The 24689-nt window shown below is 70.5% G+C and carries 23 protein-coding genes; 15 read left to right on the top strand and 8 right to left on the bottom strand.

The window, feature by feature from the left end; translation table 11 throughout:
• Window positions 1-282: a hypothetical protein gene (locus EOINJALH_RS17480; RefSeq protein ID WP_088282366.1), complete on the bottom strand. Its 282-nt coding sequence runs from the start codon at window positions 280-282 to the stop codon at window positions 1-3.
• 94 nt (window positions 283-376) lie between these two features.
• On the opposite strand from EOINJALH_RS17480, the gene hemA reads away from it, so the two are divergent.
• The 6 genes from hemA to EOINJALH_RS17450 all read left to right on the top strand — a co-directional run bounded on the left by hemA (window position 377) and on the right by EOINJALH_RS17450 (window position 5369).
• The gene (hemA, locus tag EOINJALH_RS17475) at window positions 377-1675 is read left to right on the top strand and encodes a glutamyl-tRNA reductase (protein WP_088282364.1); all 1299 of its coding nucleotides are present in this window, start codon (window positions 377-379) and stop codon (window positions 1673-1675) included.
• A 71-nt stretch (window positions 1676-1746) separates the two neighbouring features.
• Complete coding sequence (prfA, locus tag EOINJALH_RS17470; RefSeq protein ID WP_144290073.1) at window positions 1747-2832, top strand: peptide chain release factor 1; 1086 nt, start codon at window positions 1747-1749, stop codon at window positions 2830-2832.
• 2 nt (window positions 2833-2834) lie between these two features.
• Window positions 2835-3683 (top strand): peptide chain release factor N(5)-glutamine methyltransferase, encoded by an 849-nt coding sequence (gene prmC / locus EOINJALH_RS17465; protein WP_199873412.1) that lies wholly within the window; start codon window positions 2835-2837, stop codon window positions 3681-3683.
• Window positions 3684-3783: 100 nt separating this feature from the next.
• Complete coding sequence (locus EOINJALH_RS17460; RefSeq protein WP_144290072.1) at window positions 3784-4311, top strand: hypothetical protein; 528 nt, start codon at window positions 3784-3786, stop codon at window positions 4309-4311.
• A 116-nt stretch (window positions 4312-4427) separates the two neighbouring features.
• Window positions 4428-4739 carry a Grx4 family monothiol glutaredoxin gene (gene grxD, locus EOINJALH_RS17455; RefSeq protein ID WP_088282356.1) on the top strand — a complete coding sequence of 104 codons (312 nt, stop codon included), beginning with the start codon at window positions 4428-4430 and terminating at the stop codon, window positions 4737-4739.
• A gap of 51 nt (window positions 4740-4790) precedes the next feature.
• On the top strand, window positions 4791-5369 hold the full coding sequence (locus EOINJALH_RS17450; RefSeq protein ID WP_199873411.1) for a UbiX family flavin prenyltransferase: 579 nt from the start codon (window positions 4791-4793) through the stop codon (window positions 5367-5369).
• A gap of 3 nt (window positions 5370-5372) precedes the next feature.
• Here the strand turns inward: EOINJALH_RS17450 and EOINJALH_RS17445 are convergent, their stop codons facing one another.
• Both EOINJALH_RS17445 and EOINJALH_RS17440 read right to left on the bottom strand, forming a co-directional pair.
• Window positions 5373-5981: a lytic transglycosylase domain-containing protein gene (locus EOINJALH_RS17445; RefSeq protein WP_088282352.1), complete on the bottom strand. Its 609-nt coding sequence runs from the start codon at window positions 5979-5981 to the stop codon at window positions 5373-5375.
• On the bottom strand, window positions 5978-7726 hold the full coding sequence (locus EOINJALH_RS17440) for a proline--tRNA ligase (protein ID WP_088282350.1): 1749 nt from the start codon (window positions 7724-7726) through the stop codon (window positions 5978-5980). Before EOINJALH_RS17440 ends, EOINJALH_RS17445 begins: the two co-directional genes overlap by 4 nt.
• Window positions 7727-7859: 133 nt before the next feature.
• Between EOINJALH_RS17440 and EOINJALH_RS17435 the strand changes: the two genes are divergently transcribed.
• Entirely contained in the window at window positions 7860-8459 is a 600-nt protein-coding gene (locus EOINJALH_RS17435; RefSeq protein WP_088282348.1) for an RNA pyrophosphohydrolase, read from the top strand.
• On the opposite strand, the gene EOINJALH_RS17430 is transcribed toward EOINJALH_RS17435, so the two are convergent.
• A complete protein-coding gene (locus EOINJALH_RS17430; RefSeq protein ID WP_234413899.1) occupies window positions 8460-9923 on the bottom strand; it encodes a wax ester/triacylglycerol synthase family O-acyltransferase in 1464 nt (487 codons plus the stop codon).
• Window positions 9924-10033: 110 nt separating this feature from the next.
• Here EOINJALH_RS17430 and EOINJALH_RS17425 point away from each other — a divergent pair, with 110 nt between their 5' ends.
• Window positions 10034-10288 (top strand): acyl-CoA-binding protein, encoded by a 255-nt coding sequence (locus EOINJALH_RS17425; RefSeq protein ID WP_088282344.1) that lies wholly within the window; start codon window positions 10034-10036, stop codon window positions 10286-10288.
• Between the two features lie 46 nt (window positions 10289-10334).
• On the opposite strand, the gene EOINJALH_RS17420 is transcribed toward EOINJALH_RS17425, so the two are convergent.
• From EOINJALH_RS17420 to EOINJALH_RS17410, 3 genes are read right to left on the bottom strand one after another with little or no spacing between them, the layout of a single operon-like run.
• The gene (locus tag EOINJALH_RS17420) at window positions 10335-10700 is read right to left on the bottom strand and encodes a polyhydroxyalkanoic acid system family protein (RefSeq protein WP_088282342.1); all 366 of its coding nucleotides are present in this window, start codon (window positions 10698-10700) and stop codon (window positions 10335-10337) included.
• A 29-nt stretch (window positions 10701-10729) separates the two neighbouring features.
• Window positions 10730-11785, bottom strand: a complete 1056-nt coding sequence (locus EOINJALH_RS17415; RefSeq protein WP_088282340.1) for an aminopeptidase — start codon at window positions 11783-11785, stop codon at window positions 10730-10732.
• Window positions 11782-13800 carry a molybdopterin-dependent oxidoreductase gene (locus EOINJALH_RS17410; RefSeq protein WP_234413898.1) on the bottom strand — a complete coding sequence of 673 codons (2019 nt, stop codon included), beginning with the start codon at window positions 13798-13800 and terminating at the stop codon, window positions 11782-11784. Before EOINJALH_RS17410 ends, EOINJALH_RS17415 begins: the two co-directional genes overlap by 4 nt.
• A gap of 138 nt (window positions 13801-13938) precedes the next feature.
• On the opposite strand from EOINJALH_RS17410, the gene EOINJALH_RS17405 reads away from it, so the two are divergent.
• The 7 genes from EOINJALH_RS17405 to EOINJALH_RS17375 all read left to right on the top strand — a co-directional run bounded on the left by EOINJALH_RS17405 (window position 13939) and on the right by EOINJALH_RS17375 (window position 23252).
• Window positions 13939-15078 (top strand): ABC transporter substrate-binding protein, encoded by a 1140-nt coding sequence (locus EOINJALH_RS17405; RefSeq protein ID WP_088282336.1) that lies wholly within the window; start codon window positions 13939-13941, stop codon window positions 15076-15078.
• Between the two features lie 66 nt (window positions 15079-15144).
• A complete protein-coding gene (locus EOINJALH_RS17400) occupies window positions 15145-16338 on the top strand; it encodes a M20 aminoacylase family protein (RefSeq protein WP_088282334.1) in 1194 nt (397 codons plus the stop codon).
• On the top strand, window positions 16335-17429 hold the full coding sequence (locus EOINJALH_RS17395; protein ID WP_088282332.1) for a M14 family metallopeptidase: 1095 nt from the start codon (window positions 16335-16337) through the stop codon (window positions 17427-17429). Before EOINJALH_RS17400 ends, EOINJALH_RS17395 begins: the two co-directional genes overlap by 4 nt.
• A 315-nt stretch (window positions 17430-17744) precedes the next feature.
• On the top strand, window positions 17745-19124 hold the full coding sequence (locus tag EOINJALH_RS17390; protein ID WP_404872773.1) for an NAD(P)-dependent oxidoreductase: 1380 nt from the start codon (window positions 17745-17747) through the stop codon (window positions 19122-19124).
• Window positions 19125-19158: 34 nt separating this feature from the next.
• Window positions 19159-20475: an NAD-dependent dihydropyrimidine dehydrogenase subunit PreA gene (gene preA / locus EOINJALH_RS17385; protein WP_088282330.1), complete on the top strand. Its 1317-nt coding sequence runs from the start codon at window positions 19159-19161 to the stop codon at window positions 20473-20475.
• 52 nt (window positions 20476-20527) lie between these two features.
• Window positions 20528-21970 carry a dihydropyrimidinase gene (gene hydA / locus EOINJALH_RS17380; RefSeq protein ID WP_088282328.1) on the top strand — a complete coding sequence of 481 codons (1443 nt, stop codon included), beginning with the start codon at window positions 20528-20530 and terminating at the stop codon, window positions 21968-21970.
• A 10-nt stretch (window positions 21971-21980) separates the two neighbouring features.
• Entirely contained in the window at window positions 21981-23252 is a 1272-nt protein-coding gene (locus EOINJALH_RS17375; protein ID WP_404872772.1) for a Zn-dependent hydrolase, read from the top strand.
• A gap of 81 nt (window positions 23253-23333) precedes the next feature.
• Here the strand turns inward: EOINJALH_RS17375 and EOINJALH_RS17370 are convergent, their stop codons facing one another.
• Entirely contained in the window at window positions 23334-24539 is a 1206-nt protein-coding gene (locus tag EOINJALH_RS17370; protein WP_088282481.1) for an OmpA family protein, read from the bottom strand.
• Window positions 24540-24689 lie beyond the last annotated feature (150 nt).

Raw genomic sequence — 24689 nt, 5'->3', positions numbered from 1 at the left:
TCAGCGCCGGCCAGGCCCGAAGCCCACCCAGGCCAGGGCTGCGGCGCAGGCCAGCACCATCGCGGCGTAGACGACCATGCGGCCGTCGCGGCCGCTGAGCACCAGGCCGGCCACCAGCACCGCCGCCGAGGCGCCGCTGGCCGCGCTGGCCAGCCGGCGCCACGGCACAGCGCCCAGTTCGCGCCGCCACAGCCACTTGGCGCCCGCCGCCGACAGCAGCCCGACGCCCACCGCCGGGGCAAAGAAGTTGAGCAGGTGCCAGGCGGCGTCGAGCGGTCCCATGGGCGTGTCGATGTCCAGTCGTGTCGACTTGACTCACGTCAAGTTCGTGGGCTGGATGCCGCGTTTTTCGAGGACCGAATTCTATAATCGGTGCATGAGCGTGTTCGCCCTCGGCCTGAACCACACGACAGCGCCCGTCGATCTGCGTGGCCGGTTCGCGTTCGCGCCCGAGCAGCTCTCTCCGGCACTGCGCGCGTTCCGCGAGAACCTGCAGCGCGTTTTGCCTGAGGCGGCGCTGCTGTCCACCTGCAACCGCACCGAACTTTACGTCGCGGCCGAACCGGCCCAAGTCAATGGTCTGGTTGCCCCGGCGATCGACTGGCTGGCCGGTCACGGCGGCGTCAGCACCGACCAGTTGCGCCACCACACTTACGTGCTCGAGCACCGCGACGCCGCGCGCCACGCCTTCCGTGTGGCGTCCGGCCTCGATTCCATGGTGCTGGGTGAGCCCCAGATCCTGGGACAGATGAAACAGGCCGTGCGCGAGGCCGACATGGCCGGCACCCTGGGCACCACGCTGCACCAGTTGTTCCAGCGCACCTTCTCGGTGGCCAAGGACGTGCGCACGTCCACCGAGATCGGCTCGCATTCCATCAGCATGGCCGCGGCCTCGGTGCGGCTGGCCGCGCAACTGTTCGAAGACCTGCGAGACATCCAGGTCCTGTTCGTCGGCGCCGGCGAGATGATCGAGCTGGTGGCCACGCACTTCGCGGCGCGTGCCCCCAAGGGCATGGCCATCGCCAACCGCACGCTCGAGCGCGGCGAGAAACTGGCCGGCCGCTTCGGCGCCCAGGCGTTGCGCCTGGCCGATCTGCCGCATCGGCTGCACGAGTTCGACGCCATCGTGTCCTGCACCGCCAGCACCCTGCCGATCATCGGCCTGGGTGCCGTGCGCAGCGCGCTGAAGGCCCGCCGCCACCGCCCCATGTTCATGGTCGATCTGGCCGTGCCACGCGACATCGAGCCCGAAGTGGCCGCGCTGTCCGACGTCTACCTGTACACGGTGGACGATCTCTCCGCCCAGGTGCAGTCGGCCGGCGAGAAGCGCCAGGCCGCCGTGGCCCAGGCCGAAGCCATCATCGACGCCGGCGTGCAGAGCTTCACCCATTGGCTCGACCAGCGCGCCAGCGTGCCGCTCATCCAGGCACTCAATCGGCAGGCCGACGATTGGCGCGCTGCCGAGATCGCGCGGGCCCGCAAGCTGCTGGCCAAGGGAGCCGACATCGACACCGTGCTCGAGGCGCTGTCCCGCGGCCTGACGCAGAAGATGCTGCACGGCACGATGGCCGAACTCCACGCCAGCGATGGCGAGCAGCGCGCGCAGATGGCGCAGACGGTGTCGCGTCTGTTCCTGCGCCAGACCACCCGCAATCCCGCCGACGACGGCCGTTAGCGGCTGCTACGCCGCCACCGGCACGTGCGACCACGTCGCGCGTGCCCAGCGCCACCCTGCCCTCGCCGCCGATGAAAGACAGCCTCCGCCTGCAGCTCCAGCGCCTCGTCATGCGCCTGGCCGAGCTCGATGCCAGCCTGGCCGACCCGCAGGTCACGTCCGACATGCAGCGCTACCGCAGCATCGCCCGGGAACAGGCCGAGGCGTCCGACGTGGTCGCGCGCTTCAGGCGCCATGAGCAGCGCGAGGCCGACCTGGCCGCCGCGCACGAGATGCTGTCGGACCCGGACCTCGCCGACATGGCCCGAGAGGAGATCGATGCCGCGCAGGCCGACCTCGAACAGGGGCTGGCCGACCTGCAGGCGGCGTTGCTGCCCCGAGACCCGGACGATGCCCGCCCGGCCTTCCTCGAGATCCGCGCCGGCACCGGCGGCGAGGAATCGGCGTTGTTCGCCGCCGACCTGGCGCGCATGTACCTGCGCTTCTGCGAGCGCAAGGGCTGGCGCAGCGAGGTCATGAGCGACAGCCCCAGCGACCTGGGCGGCCACAAGGAACTGGTGCTGCGCATCGAGGGCGACGGCGTCTACGGCCAGCTCAAGTTCGAGTCCGGTGGCCATCGCGTGCAGCGCGTGCCCGAGACCGAGTCGCAGGGCCGCATCCACACTAGCGCCTGCACCGTGGCCGTGATGCCCGAGCCGGACGAGGCCACCGACGTCACCCTCAACCCGGCCGACCTGCGCATCGACACCTTCCGCGCCAGCGGCGCCGGCGGCCAGCACGTCAACAAGACCGACTCGGCCATCCGCATCACCCACCTGCCCACCGGCCTGGTGGCCGAATGCCAGGACGACCGCTCGCAGCACCGCAACAAGGCCAAGGCCATGGCGGTGCTGCTGGCCCGGTTGCGCGACCGCGACCGCGTGGCCCGCGAGGCCAAGGAGGCCGCCACGCGCAAGAGCCTGGTCGGCACCGGCGACCGCTCGGACCGCATCCGCACCTACAACTTCCCGCAGGGGCGGCTCACCGACCACCGCATCAACCTCACGCTGTACAAGCTGGGCGCGATCATGGACGGCGAACTCGACGACGTCGTGGCGGCGCTGCAGGCCGCGCAGGCCCAGGCCCAGCTGGCGGCGCTGGACGGCAGCGCGGCGTGAGCCTGCCGCCAGGCCCGACCCAACCCGCCACGGTGGCGCAGGCGCTGGCCTGGGCGCAGCAGGCCGGCCTCGACCGGCTCGACGCGCACCTGCTGTTGTCGCACCATCTCGGCCAGCCACGCGCCTGGCTGCTGGCCCATGACGGCGATCCGCTGCCGGCTCACACCTGGGTGGCATTCCAATCCGATTGCCAGCGCCGCGCCGACGACTGGCCGGTGGCTTATCTGCTGGGCGAACGCGAGTTCCACGGCCTGTCGCTGCAGGTCACGCCCGACGTGCTGGTGCCGCGGCCCGACACCGAGACGCTGGTCGACTGGGCACTCGACGCCCGGGGCGCCGGGTCGGCCGAGGTGCTGGACCTGGGCACCGGCAGCGGCGCCGTGGCCCTGGCCCTGGCCCACGCCCGGCCCGCCTGGCGCGTGACGGCCACCGACCTGAGCCCGGCCGCGCTGGCCGTGGCCCGCGGCAATGCCCACCGGCTGGGCCTGGCCGTCGAATGGCGGGCCGGCGCCTGGTGGCAGGCCGTGGCGGGCCGTCGCTTCGACCTGGTGGTGTCCAACCCGCCCTACATCGCCGAGGCCGACCCGCATCTGCCGGCGCTGCGGCACGAGCCCGCGCTCGCACTGACCTCCGGGCCGGACGGACTCGACGCCCTCCGCGCCATCGTCGCCGGCGCGCCGGCGCACCTCGAGGCCGGCGGATGGCTGCTGCTCGAGCATGGCTTCGACCAGGCGCCCGCCGTGCGTGCGCTGCTCCATGCCGGGGGCTTGGACGACATCGCGACCCGATGCGATCTGGCCGGACACGATCGGTGCACCGGCGGGCGGTGGCCCGGTCCCCTCTGGGGATGAGGCAAAGGCCGCGCGGGGTGTGGTTGGCAAGCCAGTGCCGAGACAGACTGCCGAGCCGGGCGTACGATGATCTGGCAGTCCCTTGCGCAAGGAGTACGCCATGAACCGCACGTCGATCGCATTGGCCACCTGCCTGCTGTTGGCGCCGTTGGCGGCGTGGGCGGATGGCCTGTCCGTGCCGCGAGCGCCGGAGCCCAGTGCGCACTGGCAGGCGCGCCTGGAGTTCGAGACGGCATTGCCCCGACCCGGCTGGTCGCCGCTGGACCTCGGGCATGGCGCGTTGCAGCGATCGGCGCGCCTGTTCGGTGACTACCACCTCGACGCACTGAGGTTCGGCAACACCGGTGGCCTGCGGCTGACCAGCGGGTTGGTGCTCAACCAGCGCATCGTGTCGGCGGCCACCGACGGCGATGCCGTCAGCGCCTGGCCCTACCTCGGCATCGGCTACTCTGGCGCCGGACAGCGCGGCGACTGGGGTTTCAGCGCCGATGTCGGCATGGCGGCGCAGAGCCTGGGGGCCGCGGCCCGCCTGGGACGCGTGCTCAACGGCGGCCTGAGCGTCGGCGACGCGCTGCGCGACCTGCGCCTGCAGCCCATGGTGCGCCTGGGCGTGACCTACAGCTTCTGAGCGCCCGGCGCCACAGAAGCCGTCGCACGCGACGGGCCTACATGACCGGCCGTGGCGGCGCCGACCCGGTTTGCCGTATAACCTCGACCTGATCAAGACATTGGACCGGGCAAGACATGACTGACGTGCACAAGCAGATCGACGACATCGTGAAGGGCAGCCCCGTGGTGCTGTTCATGAAGGGCAATGCGCAGTTCCCGATGTGCGGCTTCTCGGGCCGGGCCATCCAGGTGCTGAAGGCTTGTGGCGTGACCGAGTTGAAGACCGTGAACGTGCTCGAGGACGAAGCCATCCGCCAGGGCATCAAGGACTACGCCAACTGGCCGACCATCCCGCAGCTGTACGTGAAGGGCGAGTTCGTCGGCGGCTCGGACATCATGATGGAGATGTACGAGTCCGGCGAACTGCAGCAGATGCTGGCGAAGTGACACCCCGCGCGGTCGCCGCATGACCGACCGCCACGCGCGTAGGCCATCGCCGTGAGCGACGAACCACGCAGGCTCGTCGTCGGCATCACCGGCGCCACCGGGGCGGTGTATGGCGTGCGGCTGCTGCAGCGCGCGAGAGCACTCGGCCTGGAGACGCACCTGGTGGTCACGGCCGCCGGCGTGCTCAACGGCCACCATGAACTGGGCCTCGACCGTTCGGCGCTCGAGGCGCTGGCCGACCAGGCCTATGGTGTGGGCGACGTGGGAGCGTGCGTGGCCAGCGGCAGCTTTCCCACCGACGCGATGGTGGTGGCGCCGTGCTCGATGAAGTCGCTGGCGGCCATCGCCCACGGCCTGTCGGACAACCTGCTCACGCGCGCCGCCGACGTGACGCTGAAGGAACGCCGCCCGCTGCTGCTGATGGTGCGCGAGACGCCCTTCAACCTGGCCCACCTTCGCAACATGACGGCCGTCACCGAGATGGGCGGCATCGTCTTCCCGCCGCTGCCAGCGTTCTACCACCGGCCGAGCAGCATCGACGAGTTGGTCGACGAGAGCGTGGAACGCGTGCTGTCGCTGCTGGGCGTGGCCGACGCCCGTCCGCGGCACTGGCAAGGCCTCAGGCGCTGAGGGTCAGGCCGCCGACCACTGGCGGCGCGCTGCGAACACCGCGCTGGGGTATTCGGGCTTGCCTCGGCTGCCGTTGTAGCGGCCCAGCGCCAGGAACAGGTCGCCACGCTCGATGCCCAGGTAGTGGCGCAAGATCACGCAGCCGAAGCGCAGGTTGGTCTGCATGTGGAACAGCCGCGCCGGGTCGCCGTCGCCGATGAGGCGGGCCCAGAACGGCATCACCTGCATGTAGCCGCGTGCCCCGACCGAGCTGATGGCGTACTTGCGGAAGCCGCTCTCCACCTGGATCAGCCCCAGCACCAGTTCGGGTTCGAGGCCGGCACGCTTGCTCTCGTACCACAGGGTCTCGAGGAATTCGACGCGGGTGCTGTGTTCGCTCTTGCGGCGCTTGAGCCGCTCGCTCATGGCGCCCAGCCAGCGCAGGTAAGCCAGGCGGGCCTCGATCTGGTCGAACTGCGGCCGCGGCGGCGCCGCACTGCCGATGGCCGCGGACAAGGCCGTGCGCACCGAGTCGGCCAGCGGCTCCTCGGCCTGCCGGCCGGCCTGGGCCGGCGGCCAAGCCACCCCGGCGGCCGCGGCCAGCACCGCGCGGCGGCGCAGCCGCCCGGTCATGCCGAGAGCCGGTCCTTCACGAGGGCGGCGGCCTCGGCCAGCGGCGCCACGGTGGCCTGGGCCTCGCGACGGCCCTGCAGTTCGACGGTGCCGGCCTTCAGGCCGCGGTCGGACAGCACCACACGCTGCGGCACGCCCACCAGTTCCCAGTCGGCGAACATCGCGCCGGGGCGCTCGCCACGGTCGTCGAGCATGACGTCGATGCCTTGCGCCACCAGCGTGTCGTGCAACTGGTCGGCCGCGGCACGCACCTCGGCACTGCGGTCGTAGCCGATCGGGCAGATCACCACCGCGAAGGGGGCGATGGCCACCGGCCAGATGATGCCGCGCTCGTCGTGGTTCTGCTCGATGGCCGCGCCCAGGATGCGCGTGACACCGATGCCGTAGCAGCCCATCTCGAAGGGCTGCGGCTTGCCGGTCTCGTCGAGGAAGTGGGCCTTCATCGGCTCGCTGTACTTCTTGGTGCCCAGGTAGAACACATGGCCGACCTCGATGCCGCGCTGGATGGCGAGCACGCCCTGCCCGTCGGGCGAGGGGTCGCCGACGACGACGTTGCGGATGTCGGCCACCAGGTCGGGCTCGGGCAGGTCGCGGCCCCAGTTGACGCCGGTGAAGTGGAAGTCGGCGTCGTTGGCGCCGCAGACGAAATCGGCCATGGCCGCCACGGTGCGGTCGGCCACCACCTTCACCGGCTTGGCGGTACCGATGGGGCCCAGGTAGCCGGGCTTGCAACCGAAGCGGTCTTCGATCTCGGCGACGGTGGCAAAGCGGAAGCCGTCCTTCAGCCCCGGCAGCTTGCCGGCCTTGATCTCGTTGAGGTTGTGGTCGCCACGCACGAGCAGCAGCCACACGGTGCTCTCGACGATGTCGCCGGCCTCGTTCTTGACGTCGGTGGCCAGCACCAGCGACTTCACGGTTCGCTCCAGCGGCAGGCTCAGCAGAGCAGCCACGTCTTCGCAGGTGCTCTTGCCCGGCGTGGGCGTCTTGTGCAGCGGCTGCGACGGCGCGGCGCGCGGGGCCGCAGGCGCCACCGCCTCGGCCAGCTCGATGTTGGCCGCGTAGTCGCTGGTGGGACAGTAGACGATGGCATCCTCGCCGGTGTCGGCGATGACCTGGAACTCGTGCGAGGCATCGCCGCCGATGGCGCCGGTGTCGGCAGCCACGGCGCGGTAGGTCAGGCCGAAACGGTCGAAGATGCGCTTGTAGGCATCGAACATGACCTGGTAGCTCTTCAGCGCCGAAGCCTTGTCGCGATCGAAGGAGTACGCGTCCTTCATCGTGAACTCGCGCCCGCGCATCACGCCGAAGCGCGGCCGGCGCTCGTCGCGGAACTTGGTCTGGATGTGGTAGAAATTTCGGGGCAGCTGCTTGTAGCTGCGCAGCTCCTGGCGGGCGATGTCGGTGATGACCTCTTCGCTGGTGGGCTGGATGATGAAGTCGCGGTCGTGGCGGTCCTTCACGCGCATCAGCTCGGGGCCATAGGCCTGGAAGCGGCCGGTCTCCTGCCACAGCTCGGCGGGCTGCACCACGGGCATCAGCAGCTCGACCGCCCCGGCGCGGTTCATCTCGTCGCGGATGATCGCCTCGACCTTGCGAATGACACGCAAGCCCATGGGCATGTAGTTGTAGATGCCGGCGCCGAGCCGCTTGATCATGCCGGCGCGCATCATGAGCTGGTGGCTCACGACCTCGGCGTCGGCAGGCGCTTCCTTCAGGGTGGCGATGAAGAACTGGGTGGCTTTCATGGGGGCTCGCTGAGGCCGCCGCGGTGGGGCCGCAGCGGGCACCGAGGCCTTTGGAGCGTGCGGGTAAGCGAGAGTTCGCATGCCGCACGAGGCCGGTGCAATAATGATTTCAATTCAAGAATTGGGGTTGATTATGCTCGACCGGGAAGGCTTCAGGCCCAACGTCGGCATCATCCTGCTCAACTCGCGCAACCAGGTGTTCTGGGGCAAACGTCTGCGTACCCACTCGTGGCAGTTCCCCCAAGGCGGCATCAAGTACGGCGAGTCGCCGGAGCAGGCCATGTTTCGCGAGCTGCACGAGGAAGTGGGCCTGCGCCCCGAGCACGTCCGCATCCTGGCGCGCACGCGCGACTGGCTGCGCTATGAAGTGCCTGAGCACTTCATCCGCAAGGATGCGCGTGGCCACTACCGGGGCCAGAAGCAGATCTGGTTCCTGCTGCGCCTGACGGGCCGCGATTCCGATCTCGACCTGCGCGCCACCGATCACCCCGAATTCGACGCCTGGCGCTGGAACGACTACTGGGTGCCGCTGGAACTGGTGATCGAGTTCAAGCGCGATGTGTACCAGATGGCGCTGTCCGAACTGGCGCGGTTCCTGCCGCGCGCGGCGCACCAGCACAACCGCTTTCTGCGCGGCGGCATGCGCGGCCGCCCCACCGACGACGGCCACCTCGACGGCGAGCCGCCCTCGGCCCCCGGCGCCGGTCCGGCACCGGACGCCGGCAACGCCTGATCAGCCGTCGAACCCGTCGGCCTGCCCGCCCCAGGGCAGCATCATCGCCAGCCACAGCACCTTCTCGAACTCGGGCTCGAAGCGGTCGATGATGGCCTGAGGGTCGGGACACAGCTTGCGGTCGGTGATCAGCCCGAACTGCACGCCGCCGCCGTAACTGAGGATGCTGACGCCCACGCCGATATCGCCCGAGGCCGGCACCCAGAACATGGTCTGCCGCAAGGTGGAACCGCAGAAACGCAGCGGCACCTGCGGACCCGGCACATTGGTCATCACCGCGGTCGACTTCTTGGCGAACAGCCCCAGGATCGCGTCCTGCACCGGCTTGATGAACAGCCCCGCCACCGACAGCACCGCAAAGGCCAGCAAGGGCTGGTAGCTGCCTTTCAGGTCGTTCATGCGCTGGCGCACGGCGTAGACGCGCTCCACCGGGTTCTCGATGCCGATGGGCAGCACCAGCGGCGCCAGGCCAAACCGGTTGCCCAGTTGCCAGGCCTTCTCGAGCGGGCGCAGGTTCACCGGCACCATGGCGCGGATCTCCTGGCCGTCGATCTCGTCGCCCTGCTCGCGCAGGTACTGGCCGATGGCGCCGGCCACGCAGGCCAGCAGCACGTCGTTGATCGAACAGCCCAGCGCCTTGCCGATGACCTTGACGCGGTCCAGCGGCATCGGCTCGCTCCAGGCCACCACCTTCTTGCCGACCGGCTTGCCCTTCAGCCGCGTGGGCGAGTCGTCGGGCATCAGCGCCAGCGCGGCCACGTCGCCCACCACCTGCAGGCCCGAGCGCGCCATGTCGAGCGAGCCCAGCAGCGGCTGCTGCGGATGGGCCAGCATGTCGATCGACCGGGCCACGCCGCCGCCATACATGGCAACCGCCTTGACGGCCACGTCGTTCAGCGGCTTGAGCACCGCCTCGGCCAGCCAGTCGCCCTCGTGGCCGTGTTCGCCGTCAGCGTCGGCGCCCTTGCGGCGGCGGCGCTGCGGGGGATCGCTGCCACCGTCGGTGATGGACATCATCACCGAGATGAGCGCGATGCCGTCGCCGATGCAGTGGTGGATGCGGGCGATCAGCGCACAGCCGCCCTCGTACTGCTCGATGAGGTGAAACTGCCACAGCGGGCGGGCAGGATCGAGGGGCGTGGTGGCCAGTTCGCCGCAGCGCGCCTGCAGCGCGGCACGCTCGCCCTGCCCGCGGCGGCGCACGAGCTTCTCGACGAAGACGTGGCGGGCGATGTCGAAATCGCCGTCGGGGACCCAGCTGGCACCCATCGTGTCGAGCACCACCTTTTGGTGGAAGCGCTCGTACTTGAGCAGCTTGTCGGCGATGCGTTCGCGCAGGGCCTCCACCGTGATGGCCGGGGTGAGCAACCAGACGCCGACGATCATCATCAGGTTGACGTCGTTGTCCATGCGCAGCCACGCGGTGTCGACTCTCGACATGCGGCTGGCGGCGGGTGCGGTCATCGATCGTCTCCTGTTCTGGGTGGTGTCCGGACGACGATGCTGGTTAACATCCGGGTCGTCAATCGCGGTTTTCGATTGTCAGCGACATCCCGACCCCCAAGGAGACCCCCATGGCCGACCTCAAAGCCCGCTTCGAAAAAGCCGTGGCCGACAGCAAGAACCTGCCGGAAAAGCCCGACAACATGACGCTGCTGCAGATCTACTCGCTGTACAAGCAGGCCAGCGCGGGCGACGTCGAAGGCAAGCGCCCGGGCTTCACCGACATGGTGGGCCGCGCCAAGTGGGACGCCTGGAACGGCCTCAAGGGCAAGTCCACCGACGACGCGATGCAAGAGTACGTCGACCTGATCGAATCGCTGAAGTAAGTCGACACGGCGGGGCCCGGCGAGGCCCTGCGCGCGGCCACGCGGTTCAGCGCTTGGCGGCCGTCTTGCGCGGCGCGGCGGCCTTCTTGGCCGGTGAGGCAGCCTTCTTGCCGGTGGCCCCGGCCTGGCCCAGCAGCGCGTCGAGGTTCTTCTCGATCTCGCCTTCGATGGTCCTGGCGAAGGCGCCGAGCAGGAAGCCCAGCTTGGCCTGCAGGTCGAAGTGGTCGGCGGCCACCGTCAGCGTGCCGTTCACCCCGCTGCGGGTGAACTCCACCGTGTCGCTGAACTCACCCTCGAGCACGGTGCATTCCATGTCGAACTTCTGCTCGACCTCTTCGGCCCATTGCCAGGCCACCTCGCGCGCCTTCTTCAGGCCGAGGCTGTGGTCGCGGTGGATGCGGATGTCGGACATTCGAGAGGACTCCGGGGACGGCAAGGGGTTCAGGGATTGGCCGCGAGTGTGGCGCGGCGCTGGTCCTTGGGCAAGGCGGCCAGGCGCTTGACCTCGGCATAGAAGCGGGTGAAGTCGCGGCCCTGGCGCTCGTACAGGCGCTCGAACTCGGGCACCAGCGCATCGTAGGCGGCCTGCACGGCCAGTGCGGCATTGTTGGCACCGGCGAACCAGGCATCGTAGCCGGTGAAGCCGGCCCAGGGCCCGGCCTTCAGCGCGGCATGCTCGGCGCGCATCGTGGCCATCAGCTCGGCCTTGCGCTGGCGCTTGTCGGCATCGGGCAGGTCGCTGCGGTACAGCGCCTCCAGCGCCGATCGGGTGCGCAGCGTCAGCGCCTTGAACTCGACGCGGCGGCGCGAGGCGGCATCGGTGTCGACCGGCCGGCCGGCGGCCTCGAACCAGCGCGCGCTGCCCAGCCGCTCGACCGCGGTGGCGAAGGACTCGTTGAAGGTGGTGTCGTCCGCGGCATAGGCCACCTGGTGGGCCAGCTCGTGGAAGATCAGCCGGGCCAGATCGGCCTCGTACCAGGCGATGAAGGTGTTGAGCAGCGGGTCGCCGCCGACCCAGTTGCTCCAGCCGAGCGTGGAGTAGGCCGGCACGCCATAGACGCTGACTTCGAGGCCCCGCCCGCGCAGCTCGGTGCCCATGCGCTCGGCGCCACCGCGGTCGAAGTAGCCGCGGTACCCGACGCAACCCATCACCGGGAAGCACCAGGTCTGCAGCGTCAGCGACAGCTCGGGCGCGGCCACCACGTTCCACACCGCCGACGGGCGGCCGAGGTCGGCGTAACGGTGGTAGCTGGCGTTGTCGGGCAGCGCGAGGTCGGTGACCGCAAACCGGCGCAGGCGCTGCGCGAGCTGCAGCCGCTGCTTCAGCGCTTCGGAGGTGGCGGCATCGTCCAGCAGCTCGGCCACGGGCCGCGCGCGACGCATCAGGTCGAGGTGGCCGCCCACCGACTGCGCGTAGTAGCCCATGCTGTCGCAGCCGCTGGCCAGCATCGCCGTCAGCACCGCGCCGCCCGTGGCGGCCACCCGCCGCCACGTCATCCCGGCTGCACCTCGACCAGGCAGTCGTAGAAGGTGGGCGCGCGACCGATGTCGGTGAGGCGCTGGCTGGTGAGCTCGTTGACGTTGGTGCCGTCCAGCCCCAGCTTGCGCCACCAGACGCCCAGCCCGATGACCACGCCCGACCGGGCGCGTGTCGACACCGCCGCCTTACAGCGGTAGGTGCCGCGGTCGTTGAACACGCGCACCACACTGCCGTCGGCGATGCCGCGCGCGGCCGCGTCGTCGGGGTGGATCTCGAGCAGCGGCTCGCCTTCGATGTCGCGCAGGCTCTGGACGTTGACGAAGGTGGAGTTCAGGAAGTTGCGCGCCGGCGGCGAGATCATCGCCAGCGGGTAGCGGGCGGCCAGCGCGGGCGCCGAGGCCGGCGACTCGTGCGGCGGCAGGTGATCGGGCACCGCCCAGCCCGGCGGCGCCACCTGCGCGCGGCCGTTGGGCGTGCTGAATCCACCGTCGGCGAAGGGCCGGTCGGGCACGGGCAGCTTCACCCAGCCCTGCGCTCGCAAGGCCTGCAGGTCGAGGCCCTGCAGCGCCTGCGCGGCGAGTTGCTCGTCGGTGTCGGCAAAGCACGGCTCGTCGAAGCCCATGCGCGCAGCCAGGTCGCGGAAGACCTGCGTGTTGGGCCGCGCCTGGCCCAGCGGCGCCACCGCCGGCTCGTTGGCCACCACGTAGGTGTGGCCGTAGGCGGTGTGCAGGTCGCGGTGCTCCAGCTGCGTGGTGGCCGGCAGCACGTAGTCGGCGTGGTCGGCCGTGTCGGTGAGGAAGTGCTCGAGCACCACGGTGAAGAGGTCCTCTCGCCGGAAGCCCGCCACCACCTTGCTGGAATCGGGCGCCACCGCCACCGGGTTGCTGTTGTAGACGACGATCGCCTCGACGCGCGGCCCGAAGGCAGGCGAGCTGTCGCGCAGCAGGTCGTCGCCGATGGTGCTCATGTTGATGGTGCGCGGCCGGCGATCGCCGAGCAGGTCGGGCCGCTGCAGCACTGCGTCGTTGCGGAAGGCGCGGAACCAGCCCGAGCTCGACAGCAGCAACCCGCCGCCGCGCTCGCGCCAGGCGCCGGTGAGGCAGGGCAGCAGCGCGATCAGCCGCACCGCGTTGCCGCCACCGCGCACGCGCTGCACGCCGTAGTTCAGGCGGATGGCGGCGGGCCGCGTGGCGGCGTACTCGTGCGTCAGGGCGGTGATCACGGCCGCGTCGAGCCCGCAGACCTCGGCCGCCCGGGCCGCCGGCCATTGCAGCGCGCGCTCGCGCAGCGCGTCGAAGCCGTCGACATGGCGGGCGATGTAGTCTTCGTCGAGCAGGCCTGCGGTGATCAGCTCGTGCATCAGGCCCAGCGCCAGCGCGCCATCGGTGCCGGGCCGCAGGGCGATGTGCTGGTGGCACTTGTCGGCCGTCTCGGTGCGCCGCGGGTCGATGCACACCAGCCGCGCGCCCTGCCGCTTGGCCTGCTGCGCGAAGGTCCAGAAGTGCAGGTTCGACGCGATCGAGTTGCTGCCCCAGATGAGGATCAGCCGGCTCGCCGCGTAGTCCTCGAGGTGCATGCCGAGCTTGCCGCCGTAGGTGCCGGCCAGCGCCTCGCCACCGGCGTTCGAGCAGATGGTGCGGTCGAGCAGCGACGCGCCGAGCCGATGGAAGAAGCGCCGGTCCATGCTCTCGGACTGCAGCATGCCCATCGTGCCGGCATAGCTGTAAGGCAGGATGGCCTCGGGGTCTCGTGACGCGATCTCGCGCAGGCGCGCGGCAATGTCGTCGAGCGCCTCGTCCCAGCCCACCGGCACGAACTGCCCGGCGCCCTTGGGGCCCACCCGTTTCAGGGGGGTGAGCACGCGCCCGGCATGGTAGGTGCGCTCGGCGTAGCGCGAAACCTTGGTGCACAGCGCTCCGTGGGTGGGCGGGTGGTCGGGGTCGCCCTGCAGGCGGATGACCTTGCCACGCTCGACCGTCGCGATCCACGCGCAGGTGTCCGGACAATCGTGCGGACAGGCACCACGTACCATGCGCAGGTCAGTGTTTGTCTGCATGCGGCAACTATTGCATACCTTCGCACGGTCGGTCCGAACCGATGGGGTGCTCCCAGGTTGCGGCGGCCGCGCGAACACTGCAGCATCACGCGGCCTGTCGCCGACCCACTGTCCATGACCCGAACCCTCGATCGACGCCACGTCCTGCGCCACCTCGCTGCCGCGGCCACCCTGGCCTCAGGCCCCATCCTGGCGCAGCCGGTCCGCCGCCTCGTGCTCGGCCAGTCGGCTCCGACCACGGGCGCTGCCGCGCAACTGGGCATCCAGATGAACCAGGGCGCGAAGCTGCATTTCGATGCCGTCAACGCGCAGGGTGGCGTCAACGGCCAGCCCATCGAACTGCGCCTGCTCGACGACGGCTACGAGCCCGACCGCTGCCGCGCCAACACCGACACCTTCATCCGCGACGACGTGCTGTCGCTGTTCGGCTACGTCGGCACGCCCACCACGCTGGCGGCGCTACCGCTGGTCAACGACGCGCGGGTGCCGCTGTTCGCCCCCTTCACCGGCGCGCAGGCACTGCGCGAGCCCTTCAGCCGCCAGGTCTTCCATGTGCGGGCCTCGTACTTCGACGAGACAGCGCTCATCGTGCGCCAGCTCACCCACCTGGGGCTGAAGAAGATCGCCGTCTTCCGCCAGAACGACAGCTACGGCCAGGCCGGGCTCGATGGCGTGACCCGCGCGTTGTCGGCGCAGGGGCTGGCGCCCACGGTCGTCGGCCTGGTCGAACGCAACAGCGTCGACGTGGCCGCGGCGGTGCAGGCCATCGTGGCCAAGCAGCCCGATGCGGTGGTGCAGATCAGCGCCTACAAGAGCTGCGCGGCCTTCATCCGGGCGGCCCGGCAGGCCGGCTACGGCGGCACCTTCTACAACGTGTCCTTCGTCGGCACGCAGGCGCTGGCCGACGAACTGGGCAAGGAGGGCCGCGGCGTGATGATCAGCCAGGTCATGCCCTACCCCTTCAGCACCGCCGCGGGCATCTCGCGCGACTACCTCGACGCCGCCAAGCGGGCTGGCGACCAGCACAAGCCCAACTACTCGGGCATGGAGGGTTTCATCGCCGCCCGCGTCTTCGTCGAGGGGCTGAAGCGTGCGGGCCGGGCCGTCACGCGGGACACGCTGATCGGCGCGCTCGAATCGATCCAGCGGCTCGACCTGGGCGGCTTCCATGTCGGCTTCGGCCCACGCAACCACGTCGGGTCGTCCTTCGTCGACCTGACCATGCTCACCGAGGACGGCCGGGTGCGGCGCTGACCCGCGCTCAGCCGGGGCCATCGCGTTGGACGTAGACTTTTCGAAACACCAACGGAGACATTCGCGATGCGCCTGATCGAATCCATCCTGGCAGACGCCGCGACCATCGCGACCCTGCGCCGAGACATCCACGCCCACCCGGAGCTGTGCTTCGAGGAGCAGCGCACGTCGGACGTCATCGCGCAGGCGCTCTCCGACTGGGGCATCCCGATCCACCGCGGCCTGGGCAAGACCGGCGTGGTCGGCATCATCCAGAACGGCAATTCCGGCCGCGCCGTGGGCCTGCGTGCCGACATCGACGCCCTGCCGATGACCGAGCACAACCGCTTCGAGCACGCCAGCCGCCACGCCGGCAAGATGCACGCCTGCGGCCACGACGGCCACACCGCGATGCTGCTGGCGGCGGCCAAGCACTTGGCGCGGCACCGCAACTTCGACGGCACCGTCTACCTGGTGTTCCAGCCCGCCGAAGAAGGCGGCGGCGGTGCCCGCGAGATGATCAAGGACGGCCTGTTCCGGCTGTTCCCGATGGAGGCGATGTTCGGCGCCCACAACTGGCCGGGCATGGCGGTGGGCCAGTTCGCGTTGAAGTCCGGGCCCTGCTTCGCATCCAGCAACGAGTTCAAGATCACGCTGCGCGGCAAGGGCGCCCACGGCGCGATGCCGCACCTGGGCGTCGACCCGGTGCCGGCCGCCTGCCAGATGGTGCAGGGGTTCCAGACCATCGTCTCGCGCAACCTGCGGCCGATCGACACCGGCGTGATCTCGGTGACCATGATCCACGCCGGCGAGGCCACCAACGTCATCCCCGACAGCTGCGTCATCGAGGGCACGGTGCGCACCTTCACCACCGGGGTGCTCGACCTCATCGAGCGCCGCATGAAGGCCATGGCCGAGGCCACCGCCGCGGCCTACGAATGCGGCTGCGAGTTCGAGTTCGTCCGCAACTACCCACCCACCGTCAACCACGACGCCGAGACCGCCTTCGCCCGCCGCGTGCTGGGCGAGGTGGTCGGGCCCGACAACGTGCACGAGTTCGAGCCGACGATGGGCGCCGAGGACTTCAGCTACTACCTGCTCGAAAAGCCCGGCTGCTATTTCCTGATCGGCAACGGCGACGGATCGCACCGCGACGGCGGCCACGGCCTGGGCCCGTGCATGCTGCACAACCCCAGCTACGACTTCAACGACGACCTGATCCCGCTCGGCGCCACAGCCTGGGTGCGGATGGCCGAGGCCTGGCTGGGCACGCCGAAGTGAACGGCACGGTGTCGGCGGCCTTCTCGCAAACCTACGCCGAGGCGCGCGGCAAGTTCGTGGCCGCGGCCGAGGCGGCCGGGCTCGACGTCGAGGTGCACCCGCACCCGATGATCGGCCGCGATGGCGAAGCGCTGTCGATGGACGTGGTGCGCGACGGCCCTGCCGACGCCGCCAGCGTGCTGATCCTCAGCAGCGCCTGCCACGGCGTCGAGGGTTTCTGCGGCTCGGGCGCGCAGGTGGCGCTGGTGGGCAATGCGGCGCATCGCGAGGCGGTGCGCCGGTCGGGCGTGGCGGTGCTGTACATCCATGGCCTGAACCCCTACGGCTTCTCGTGGTGGCGGCGCACGACGCAGGAGAACGTCGACCTCAATCGCAACTTCCACGATTTCCACCGGCCGCTGCCGCGCAACACCGGCTACGACGAGATCGCCCACCTGCTGGTGCCGTCCACCTGGCCGCCCAGCGCCGGGGTGCAGGCCGCGCAGGACGACTACATCGCGCGCCACGGCCTGCGCGCCTGGCAGACGGCCATCACCGCGGGCCAGTACGACCACCCCGAGGGCCTGTTCTACGGCGGACGCAACCCCACCTGGAGCCAGCAGACGCTGCGCCAGGTGCTGCGCGACCACGGCCAGCGCTGCCGCCAGCTGGGCTGGATCGACCTGCACACCGGCCTGGGCCCCAGCGGCGTGGGCGAGCGCATCTTCGCCTGCCGCGACGATGCCGCCGCGCTGGCGCGGGTGCGCGGCTGGTGGGGCGCTGGCGTCACGTCCATCTACGACGGCTCGTCCACGTCGGCGCTGCTGTCGGGCCTGATGTGGTTGTCCGCCTACGAGGAATGCCCGCAGGCCATATACAGCGGCATCGCGCTCGAGTACGGCACCGTGCCGATCGGCGAGGTGCTGGACGCCCTGCGCGCCGACCAGTGGCTCGAGAACCACCCCGAGGCCGGCGAGCCCCAGCGCGAGGCCATCAAGCGCCGCGTGCGCGACGCGTTCTACACCGACACCGACGCTTGGAAGCAGCGCATCGTCGAGCAGGCCACCGAGGCCATGCACCAGGCGCTGACGGGCTTGTCCGCTGCGGCCTGAGCCTCTCGGGCACGGGACTGGCCGTCGGGCCTGACCCGACCCCACGTGCCCGACCCCACGTGCGCCACGCCGGCAGTGCCGAGCGCACCCCGCAGCGGCGCCGCCGCCGCACCGTCCGGCCCCTGCACCGCCCCGAGGCGGCGTGCACCAAGGGCAACCCGGCAGACACCTGCCCCTGCACCGCGGCGGGGGTTTTTCCGGGGTCGCCGCCGGGCACGGCCGTTGCGTACCATGCCCTCGAGATTTCTGACCAAATGGTCAGCTTCGGTGTGAATCCGGGCCACCTGCCCTGCCCGGTGCGCGAGGAGTTGCCCCGTGTCCACGAGCCCTGGAACGATCGACGGCGGCCCACCCGACGTGAAGGCCGGCCGGCTGGGGCCGGCCGAGGTGGCGCAGCGCTTCGGCGACGCCGTGCCCCCGCTGACCCGCGCGCAGGCGCTGGTCGAGGCCGAGCGCTGCCTGTACTGCCACGATGCCCCGTGCAGCACCGCCTGCCCCACCGGCATCGACGTGCCCAGCTTCATCCGCCGCATCGCCGACGACAACCTGCGCGGCGCGGCGCGGGTGATCCTCGATGCCAACCCGCTGGGCGGCACCTGCGCCCGCGTCTGTCCCACCGAGGTGCTGTGCGAGCAGGTCTGCGTGCGCCACGCCCAGCAGGGCAAGGCGGTGGAGATCGGCCGGCTGCAGCGCCATGCGGTCGACGCGGTGATGGACCGGCCCTTCGCCTCGCTGTTTCCGCGGGCGGCCCCCAGCGGCCGGCGCGTCGCCGTGGTCGGCGCCGGCCCCTCGGGCCTGGCCTGCGCCGTGGGGCTGGCCCGGCTGGGCCACGAGGTGGTGGTGCACGACGCACGACCCAAGGGCGGCGGCCTGAACGAGTACGGCCTGGCCGCCTACAAGGTGGCCGACGACTTTGCGCAGCGCGAACTGGCCTGGCTGCTGGGCATCGGCGGCATCCGCCTCGAGACCGGCTGGCGCCTGGCCGACGCCGCGCAGCTGGCCGCCCTGCGCCGCGAGTACGCGGCCGTCTACCTGGCCGTGGGCCTGGGCCGCACATACACGCTCGGCGTGCCCGGTGAAGACCTGGCCGGCGTGCGCGACGCGGTCGACTTCATCGCCGACCTGCGCGTCGCGCAGGACAAGTCCACCCTGCCGATCGGCCGCCGCGTGGTGGTCATCGGCGGCGGCATGACGGCCATCGACGCGGCCGTGCAGAGCCGCCTGCTGGGCGCCGAGGAGGTGCACATCGTCTACCGCCGCGGGCCCGAGCAGATGGGCGCGTCGCGTGCCGAGCAGGAGTGGGCGCAGACGCGAGGCGTGGCCATCCACCACTGGCTGGCACCCGAGGCGGTGCTGGGCTCGCAGGGCCACGTGGCCGGCATGCGCTTCGTGCGGCAGCGGCTGGCGGCCGGCGTGCTGCAAGCCACCGGCGCGCACCAGAGCTTCGTCGCCGACATGGTGCTCAAGGCCATCGGCCAGAAGCTCGACGCCGGCTGGCTGGACGGCACGGGCCTCACGCTGCAGGGCGGCCGCATCGTGGCCGACGACGACGGCCGCACCGCCACGCCGGGCCTGTTCGTCGGCGGCGACGCCCGCCTCGGCGGCCGCGACCTCACCGTCGAGGCAGTGGAAGACGGCAAGCGCGCCGCCGCCGCCATCCATGCCCTCATCGGCACCCCTGTCGCCGCCGGCTGAGCGGCGCCCCACCCCACCGCAGGAAGGGCCCGCCATGGCCGACCTCACCAACCACTTCGCCGGCATCAAGAGCCCCAACCCGTTCTGGCTGGCCAGCGCGCCACCCACCGACAAGGCCTACAACGTGAACCGCGCCTTCGAGGCCGGCTGGGGCGGCGTGGTCTGGAAGACGCTGGGCGAGGAAGGCCCGCCGGTGGTCAACGTCAACGGCCCGCGCTACGGCGCGCTGCTCACGCCCGACCGGCGCATGCTGGGCTTCAACAACATCGAGCTGATCACCGACCGGCCGCTGCAACTCAACCTGCAGGAGATCCGCCAGGTCAAGCGCGACTGGCCCGACCGCGCGCTGGTGGTGAGCCTGATGGTGCCGTGCACCGAGCAGGCCTGGAAGGCGATCCTGCCCATGGTGGAAGACACCGGCTGCGACGGCGTGGAGCTGAACTTCGGCTGCCCGCACGGCATGAGCGAGCGCGGCATGGGCGCCGCCGTGGGCCAGGTGCCCGAGTACATCGAGATGGTCACCCGCTGGTGCAAGCAGTACAGCCGGCTGCCGGTGATCGTGAAGCTCACGCCCAACATCACCGACGTGCGCCAGCCCGCGGCCGCCGCCCGGCGCGGCGGCGCCGATGCGGTGAGCCTGATCAACACCCTCAACTCGATCATGGGCGTCGACCCCGTCACGCTGACCATGAGCCCGGCCACCGGCGGCATGGGCAGCCACGGCGGCTACTGCGGCCCGGCCATCAAGCCGATCGCGCTGAACATGGTGGCCGAGATCGGCCGCTCGGCCGAGACCGCCGGCCTGCCCATCTCGGGCATCGGCGGCGTGGGCAACTGGCGCGACGCGCTCGACTACCTCGCGCTGGGCGCCACCAACGTGCAGGTGTGCACCGCCGCGATGGTGTACGGCTTCAAGATCGTGCAGGAGATGACCGACGGCCTGGCCAACTACATGGACGAGATGGGCTTCGCCACCACCGCCGACTTCCAGGGCCGCGCGCTGAAGACCGTCACCGACTGGCAGTACCTCAACCTCGAGGCCATCAGCAAGGCCGCCATCGACCAGGACAAGTGCATCGCCTGCGGTCGCTGCCACATTGCCTGCGAGGACACCTCGCACCAGGCCATCACCGCGATGAAGGACGGCCAGCGCCACTTCGAGGTGAAGGAAGACGAGTGCGTCGGCTGCAACCTGTGCGTCACCGTCTGCCCAGTGCCCGAGTGCATCACGCTGCGCACGCTGGCGCCCGGCGAGGTCGACCAGCGCACCGGCCGCGCCGTCAGCGCCACGCCGGCCGACTGGACCACGCACCCGAACAACCCGATGCGCAAGGCCGCGCAGCCGGCTTGACGCCACGCGCCCCGGGCGCAACCATTGCCCTTTCCCCGCAGGAGCGCCTTCGATGAAGCCCCTATTGATCCGTGGCGGCACGGTGGTGAACGCCGACCGCGAGTTCCGTGCCGACGTGCTGTGTGTCGACGGGCGCATTGCCGCCGTGGGTGCCAACCTCGCCGCACCTGCAGGTGCCGACGTGCTGGACGCGGGTGGCCGATACGTGATCCCAGGCGGCATCGACCCGCACACCCACATGCAGTTGCCCTTCATGGGCACGGTCACGCGCGACGACTTCTACAGCGGCACCGCAGCGGCCATGGCCGGCGGCACCACCACCATCATCGACTTCGTGATCCCCGACCCGAAGCAGCCGCTGATGGACGCCTACCGCACCTGGCGCGGCTGGGCCGAGAAGGCCGCCGGCGACTACAGCTTCCACGTCGCCGTCACCTGGTGGGACGAGTCGGTGCGCCGCGACATGGGCACGCTGGTGCAGGACGAAGGCGTGAACAGCTTCAAGCACTTCATGGCCTACAAGAACGCCATCATGTGCGACGACGAGACGCTGGTGAACAGCTTCAAGCGCGCGCTGGAACTGGGCGCGATGCCCACGGTGCACGCCGAGAACGGCGAACTCGTCTTCCTGCTGCAGGCCGAGATGAAGGCCAAGGGCATCCTCGGCCCCGAAGGCCACCCGCTGAGCCGCCCGCCCGCGGTGGAGGCCGAGGCCGCGCAACGCGCCATCGCCATCGCCGACGTGCTGAACGTGCCGATCTACGTGGTGCACGTGAGCTGCGCCGAAAGCGCCGAGGCCATCGCCCGCGCCCGCGCCCGCGGCCAGCGCGTCTATGGCGAGGTGCTGGCCGGACACCTCACGCTGGACGACAGCGTCTACCGCGACCCGCGCTTCGAGTTTGCCGCCGGCCACGTGATGAGCCCGCCGTTCCGCCCCAAGGGCCATGCACAGATGCTGTGGCGTGGGCTGCAGTCGGGCAACCTGCACACCACCGCCACCGACCACTGCACCTTCTGCGCCGAGCAGAAGGCCGCCGGCCGCGACGACTTCAGCAAGATCCCCAATGGCTGCGGCGGTGTCGAGGAGCGCCTGGCGGTGATCTGGGACGAAGGCGTCAACACCGGACGGCTGACGCCCAGCGAGTTCGTCGCCGTCACCTCGGCCAATGCCGCGAAGTTGTTCAACATCTACCCGCGCAAGGGTTGCCTCGTCGAGGGCGCCGACGCCGACGTGGTGCTGTGGGACCCGAAGGCCACCAAGACGCTGTCGGTCAAGACCCAGCGCTCGCTGGGCGACTTCAACGTCTTCGAGGGCCGCACCGTCACCGGCGTGGCCACCCACACCGTCAGCGGCGGCCGACTGGTCTTGGCCGACGGCGACCTGCGCGCCGTGCGCGGCGCCGGCCAGTACGTGAAGCGCCCGCCCTTCGGCCCGCCGTTCGATGCGCTGGCCCGCAAGGCCGCGCTGGATGCGCCCACGCCCGTGGCGCGCTGAGGAGATCCGCATGGACATGAAGACGAAGCCCCTGCCCGAGAAGGTGCAGGGCCTGCGCATCAACGGCCCGCGCTTGTGGGATTCGCTGATGGAACTGGCGCAGATCGGCGCCACGCCCAAGGGCGGCGTGTGCCGCCTGACGTTGACCGACCTCGACAAGCAGGGCCGCGACCTCGTCTCGCGCTGGGCCAGGGAGGCCGGCCTGACGGTGACGATCGACAAGATCGGCAACGGCTTCCTGCGCCGCCCAGGCCGCAACAACAGCCTGCCGCCGGTGGTCACCGGCAGCCACATCGACACCCAGCCCACCGGCGGCAAGTTCGACGGCAACTACGGCGTGCTGGCCGGGCTGGAGGTGGTGCGCACGCTCAACGACGCCGGCATCGAGACCGAGGCACCGATCGAGGTGGCCTGGTGGACGAATGAGGAAGGCTCGCGCTTCGTGCCGGTGATGATGGGCTCGGGCGTGTTCGCCAAGGCCTTCACGCTGGAGCATGCCTATGCCGCGAAGGACGTGGACGGCAAGAGCGTGAAGGACGAACTCGCGCGCATCGGCTACATCGGCGAGCAGGAGCCCGGCGACCACCCCATCGGCAGCTACTTCGAGACACACATCGAGCAGGGCCCGGTGCTGGAAGACCACGACAAGACCATCGGCGTGGTGACCGGCGTGCTGGGCATCCGCTGGTACGACTGCACCGTCACCGGCATGGAGGCCCACGCCGGCCCGACGCCGATGGCCCTGCGCAAGGACGCGCTGCAGGTGGCCGCCGCACTGATGCAGGAGGTGGTGGCCTGCGCCCACCGCCATCCACCGCACGGCCGCGGCACCGTGGGCATGGTGCAGGTGCACCCCAACAGCCGCAACGTGATCCCCGGCCGGGTGAAGTTCAGCATCGACCTGCGCAACGCCAGCGACGCGCTGTGCGAGGCGATGGACGCCGACATCCGCGCGGTGGCCGCCCGGTTGAGCGCCGACAGCGGCCTGCCGATCCAGATCGACCTGGTCTCCAACTACCCGGCGCAGCCCTTCCACCCCGACTGCATCGACGCCGTGGCCCGCGCCACCGAGAAGCTGGGCTACAGCCACATGCCCGCCGTCAGTGGCGCCGGGCACGACGCCGTCTACATGGCCCGCCTGGCCCCCGCCGGCATGATCTTCATCCCCTGCAAGGACGGCATCTCGCACAACGAGATCGAGGACGCCAAGCCCGAGCACATCACCGCGGGGTGCAATGTGCTGCTGCACGCGATGCTGGAGCGGGCGGGGGTGGTGGGCTGAGGCGGCGACGCGCTCCGGCCCACGCAACGCCAGCCCGCTGGGCCGGCGCCGCACCGCATCCCCGCCAAGGCGGGAGGCCTTTCAGCAGCCGTTGACCTTGAACTCCACCCGACGATCCAGCGAATCGCTGGCGTCGTCGGTGCCGGTGCCGATGAGGTTCTCGCGGTAGCCCACGCCGCTGGCCTTCATGCGGCCGACCAGGGCCGACGACTCGGTTTCGAGCTTGCGCTGGACGGCCGCCGCGCGCTGCGCCGACAGGCGGTCATTGACGGCCTCCGAGCCGGTGCGGCTGGTGTGGCCGACCACCTCGAGGCACACCTTGGCGCCGGCGGCCTGCCGCGCGATCTGGCGCAGCCACAGGCCGTAGGGGCCGTTGATCTTCGGATCGGGCCAGAAATCGGTGCTGCCCGGGCTGAACAGGAACTTCACGCCCAGCGCCTTGTTGGCCAGGCCCAGCGACACCAGCTTGCCGAAGGCCTGCTCGGCCTCGGGCAGGTTGCCCAGCTTCCAGCTCGACAGGTAGATGCCGTTGAGCGTGCGCATCTGCTCGCCGGCCGGCGTGTCGAGTGCGCTGCGGTACAGGCCCAGCGCGTCCTTGTAGCGCTCGGCGTTGTACAGCGCGGTGGCCTCGCTGATGACGGCGGCGGCCGCCACGCGTTCGAGGTAGGCGGCATTGGCCTTCTGCCCCACCGCCGTCTGCGCGGTGCGGATGTAGCCCTCGACGACCTTGTCCTTGACCATCAGCACCGGCGTGTCGCGGTAGTAGGCGGTGGGCGTGGTGTCGAAGCCTTCGTCGCGGGCGCGCGAAGAAGCCTGCGCCACGATCTGGCCGGTCTTCAGTTCGGCCAGCGCCAGGTGCAGCTGGTAGGCGCCCTTGCCCACCTCGATGCGGGTGATGGTGCCCACCAGCAGGTACTGCGCCTTGGCCAGGCTGGTCTGCTGGAAGGGCAGCACTTCGAACAGCGGCTGCGCGCGCAGGCGGTCGGTGACCTTCTGGTCGAGCTGTCGCGTCAGCGCCGTCTGCTGGCCCGACGCGGCATCGAGCGCCGGGTCCATCAGCACCGGGCGCTTGGCCTCCATCTTGGCCAGCAGGCCGGGCATCTTCTGCAACTGCGCGGCCAGGCTGTCGGTGGCGAAGGCCACGGCCTGGTCCAGCGACACCGCGTCGGTGCTGGACGACACCGGCGGCGAGGTCTGGCATCCCGCCAAGCCGGTGGCCAGCAGCATGATCGGCAGCAGGGAAAGACACCACCGGCGCAGGGCCTGCAACAGGGTCGAGGTGGTCATCTTCGGCATTCCTCCTTGAGAACGGTCCGGTCGGCGGCGGTGAGCGCCTCGCCGATGGAGATGCGATGCACGATCTCGGCGCATTGCGCGCTCATTCTAGGCGCCGGTGGTGTCTTTCCCTGCTGCCGATCATGCTGCTGGCCACCGGCT

The sequence above is a fragment of the Ideonella sp. A 288 genome (assembly GCF_002198735.1).
In the GTDB taxonomy this organism is placed as follows: domain Bacteria; phylum Pseudomonadota; class Gammaproteobacteria; order Burkholderiales; family Burkholderiaceae_C; genus Pseudaquabacterium.
Note: the sequence above shows the minus strand (reverse complement) of the source record. Positions and strands in the feature narration are given on the sequence as shown.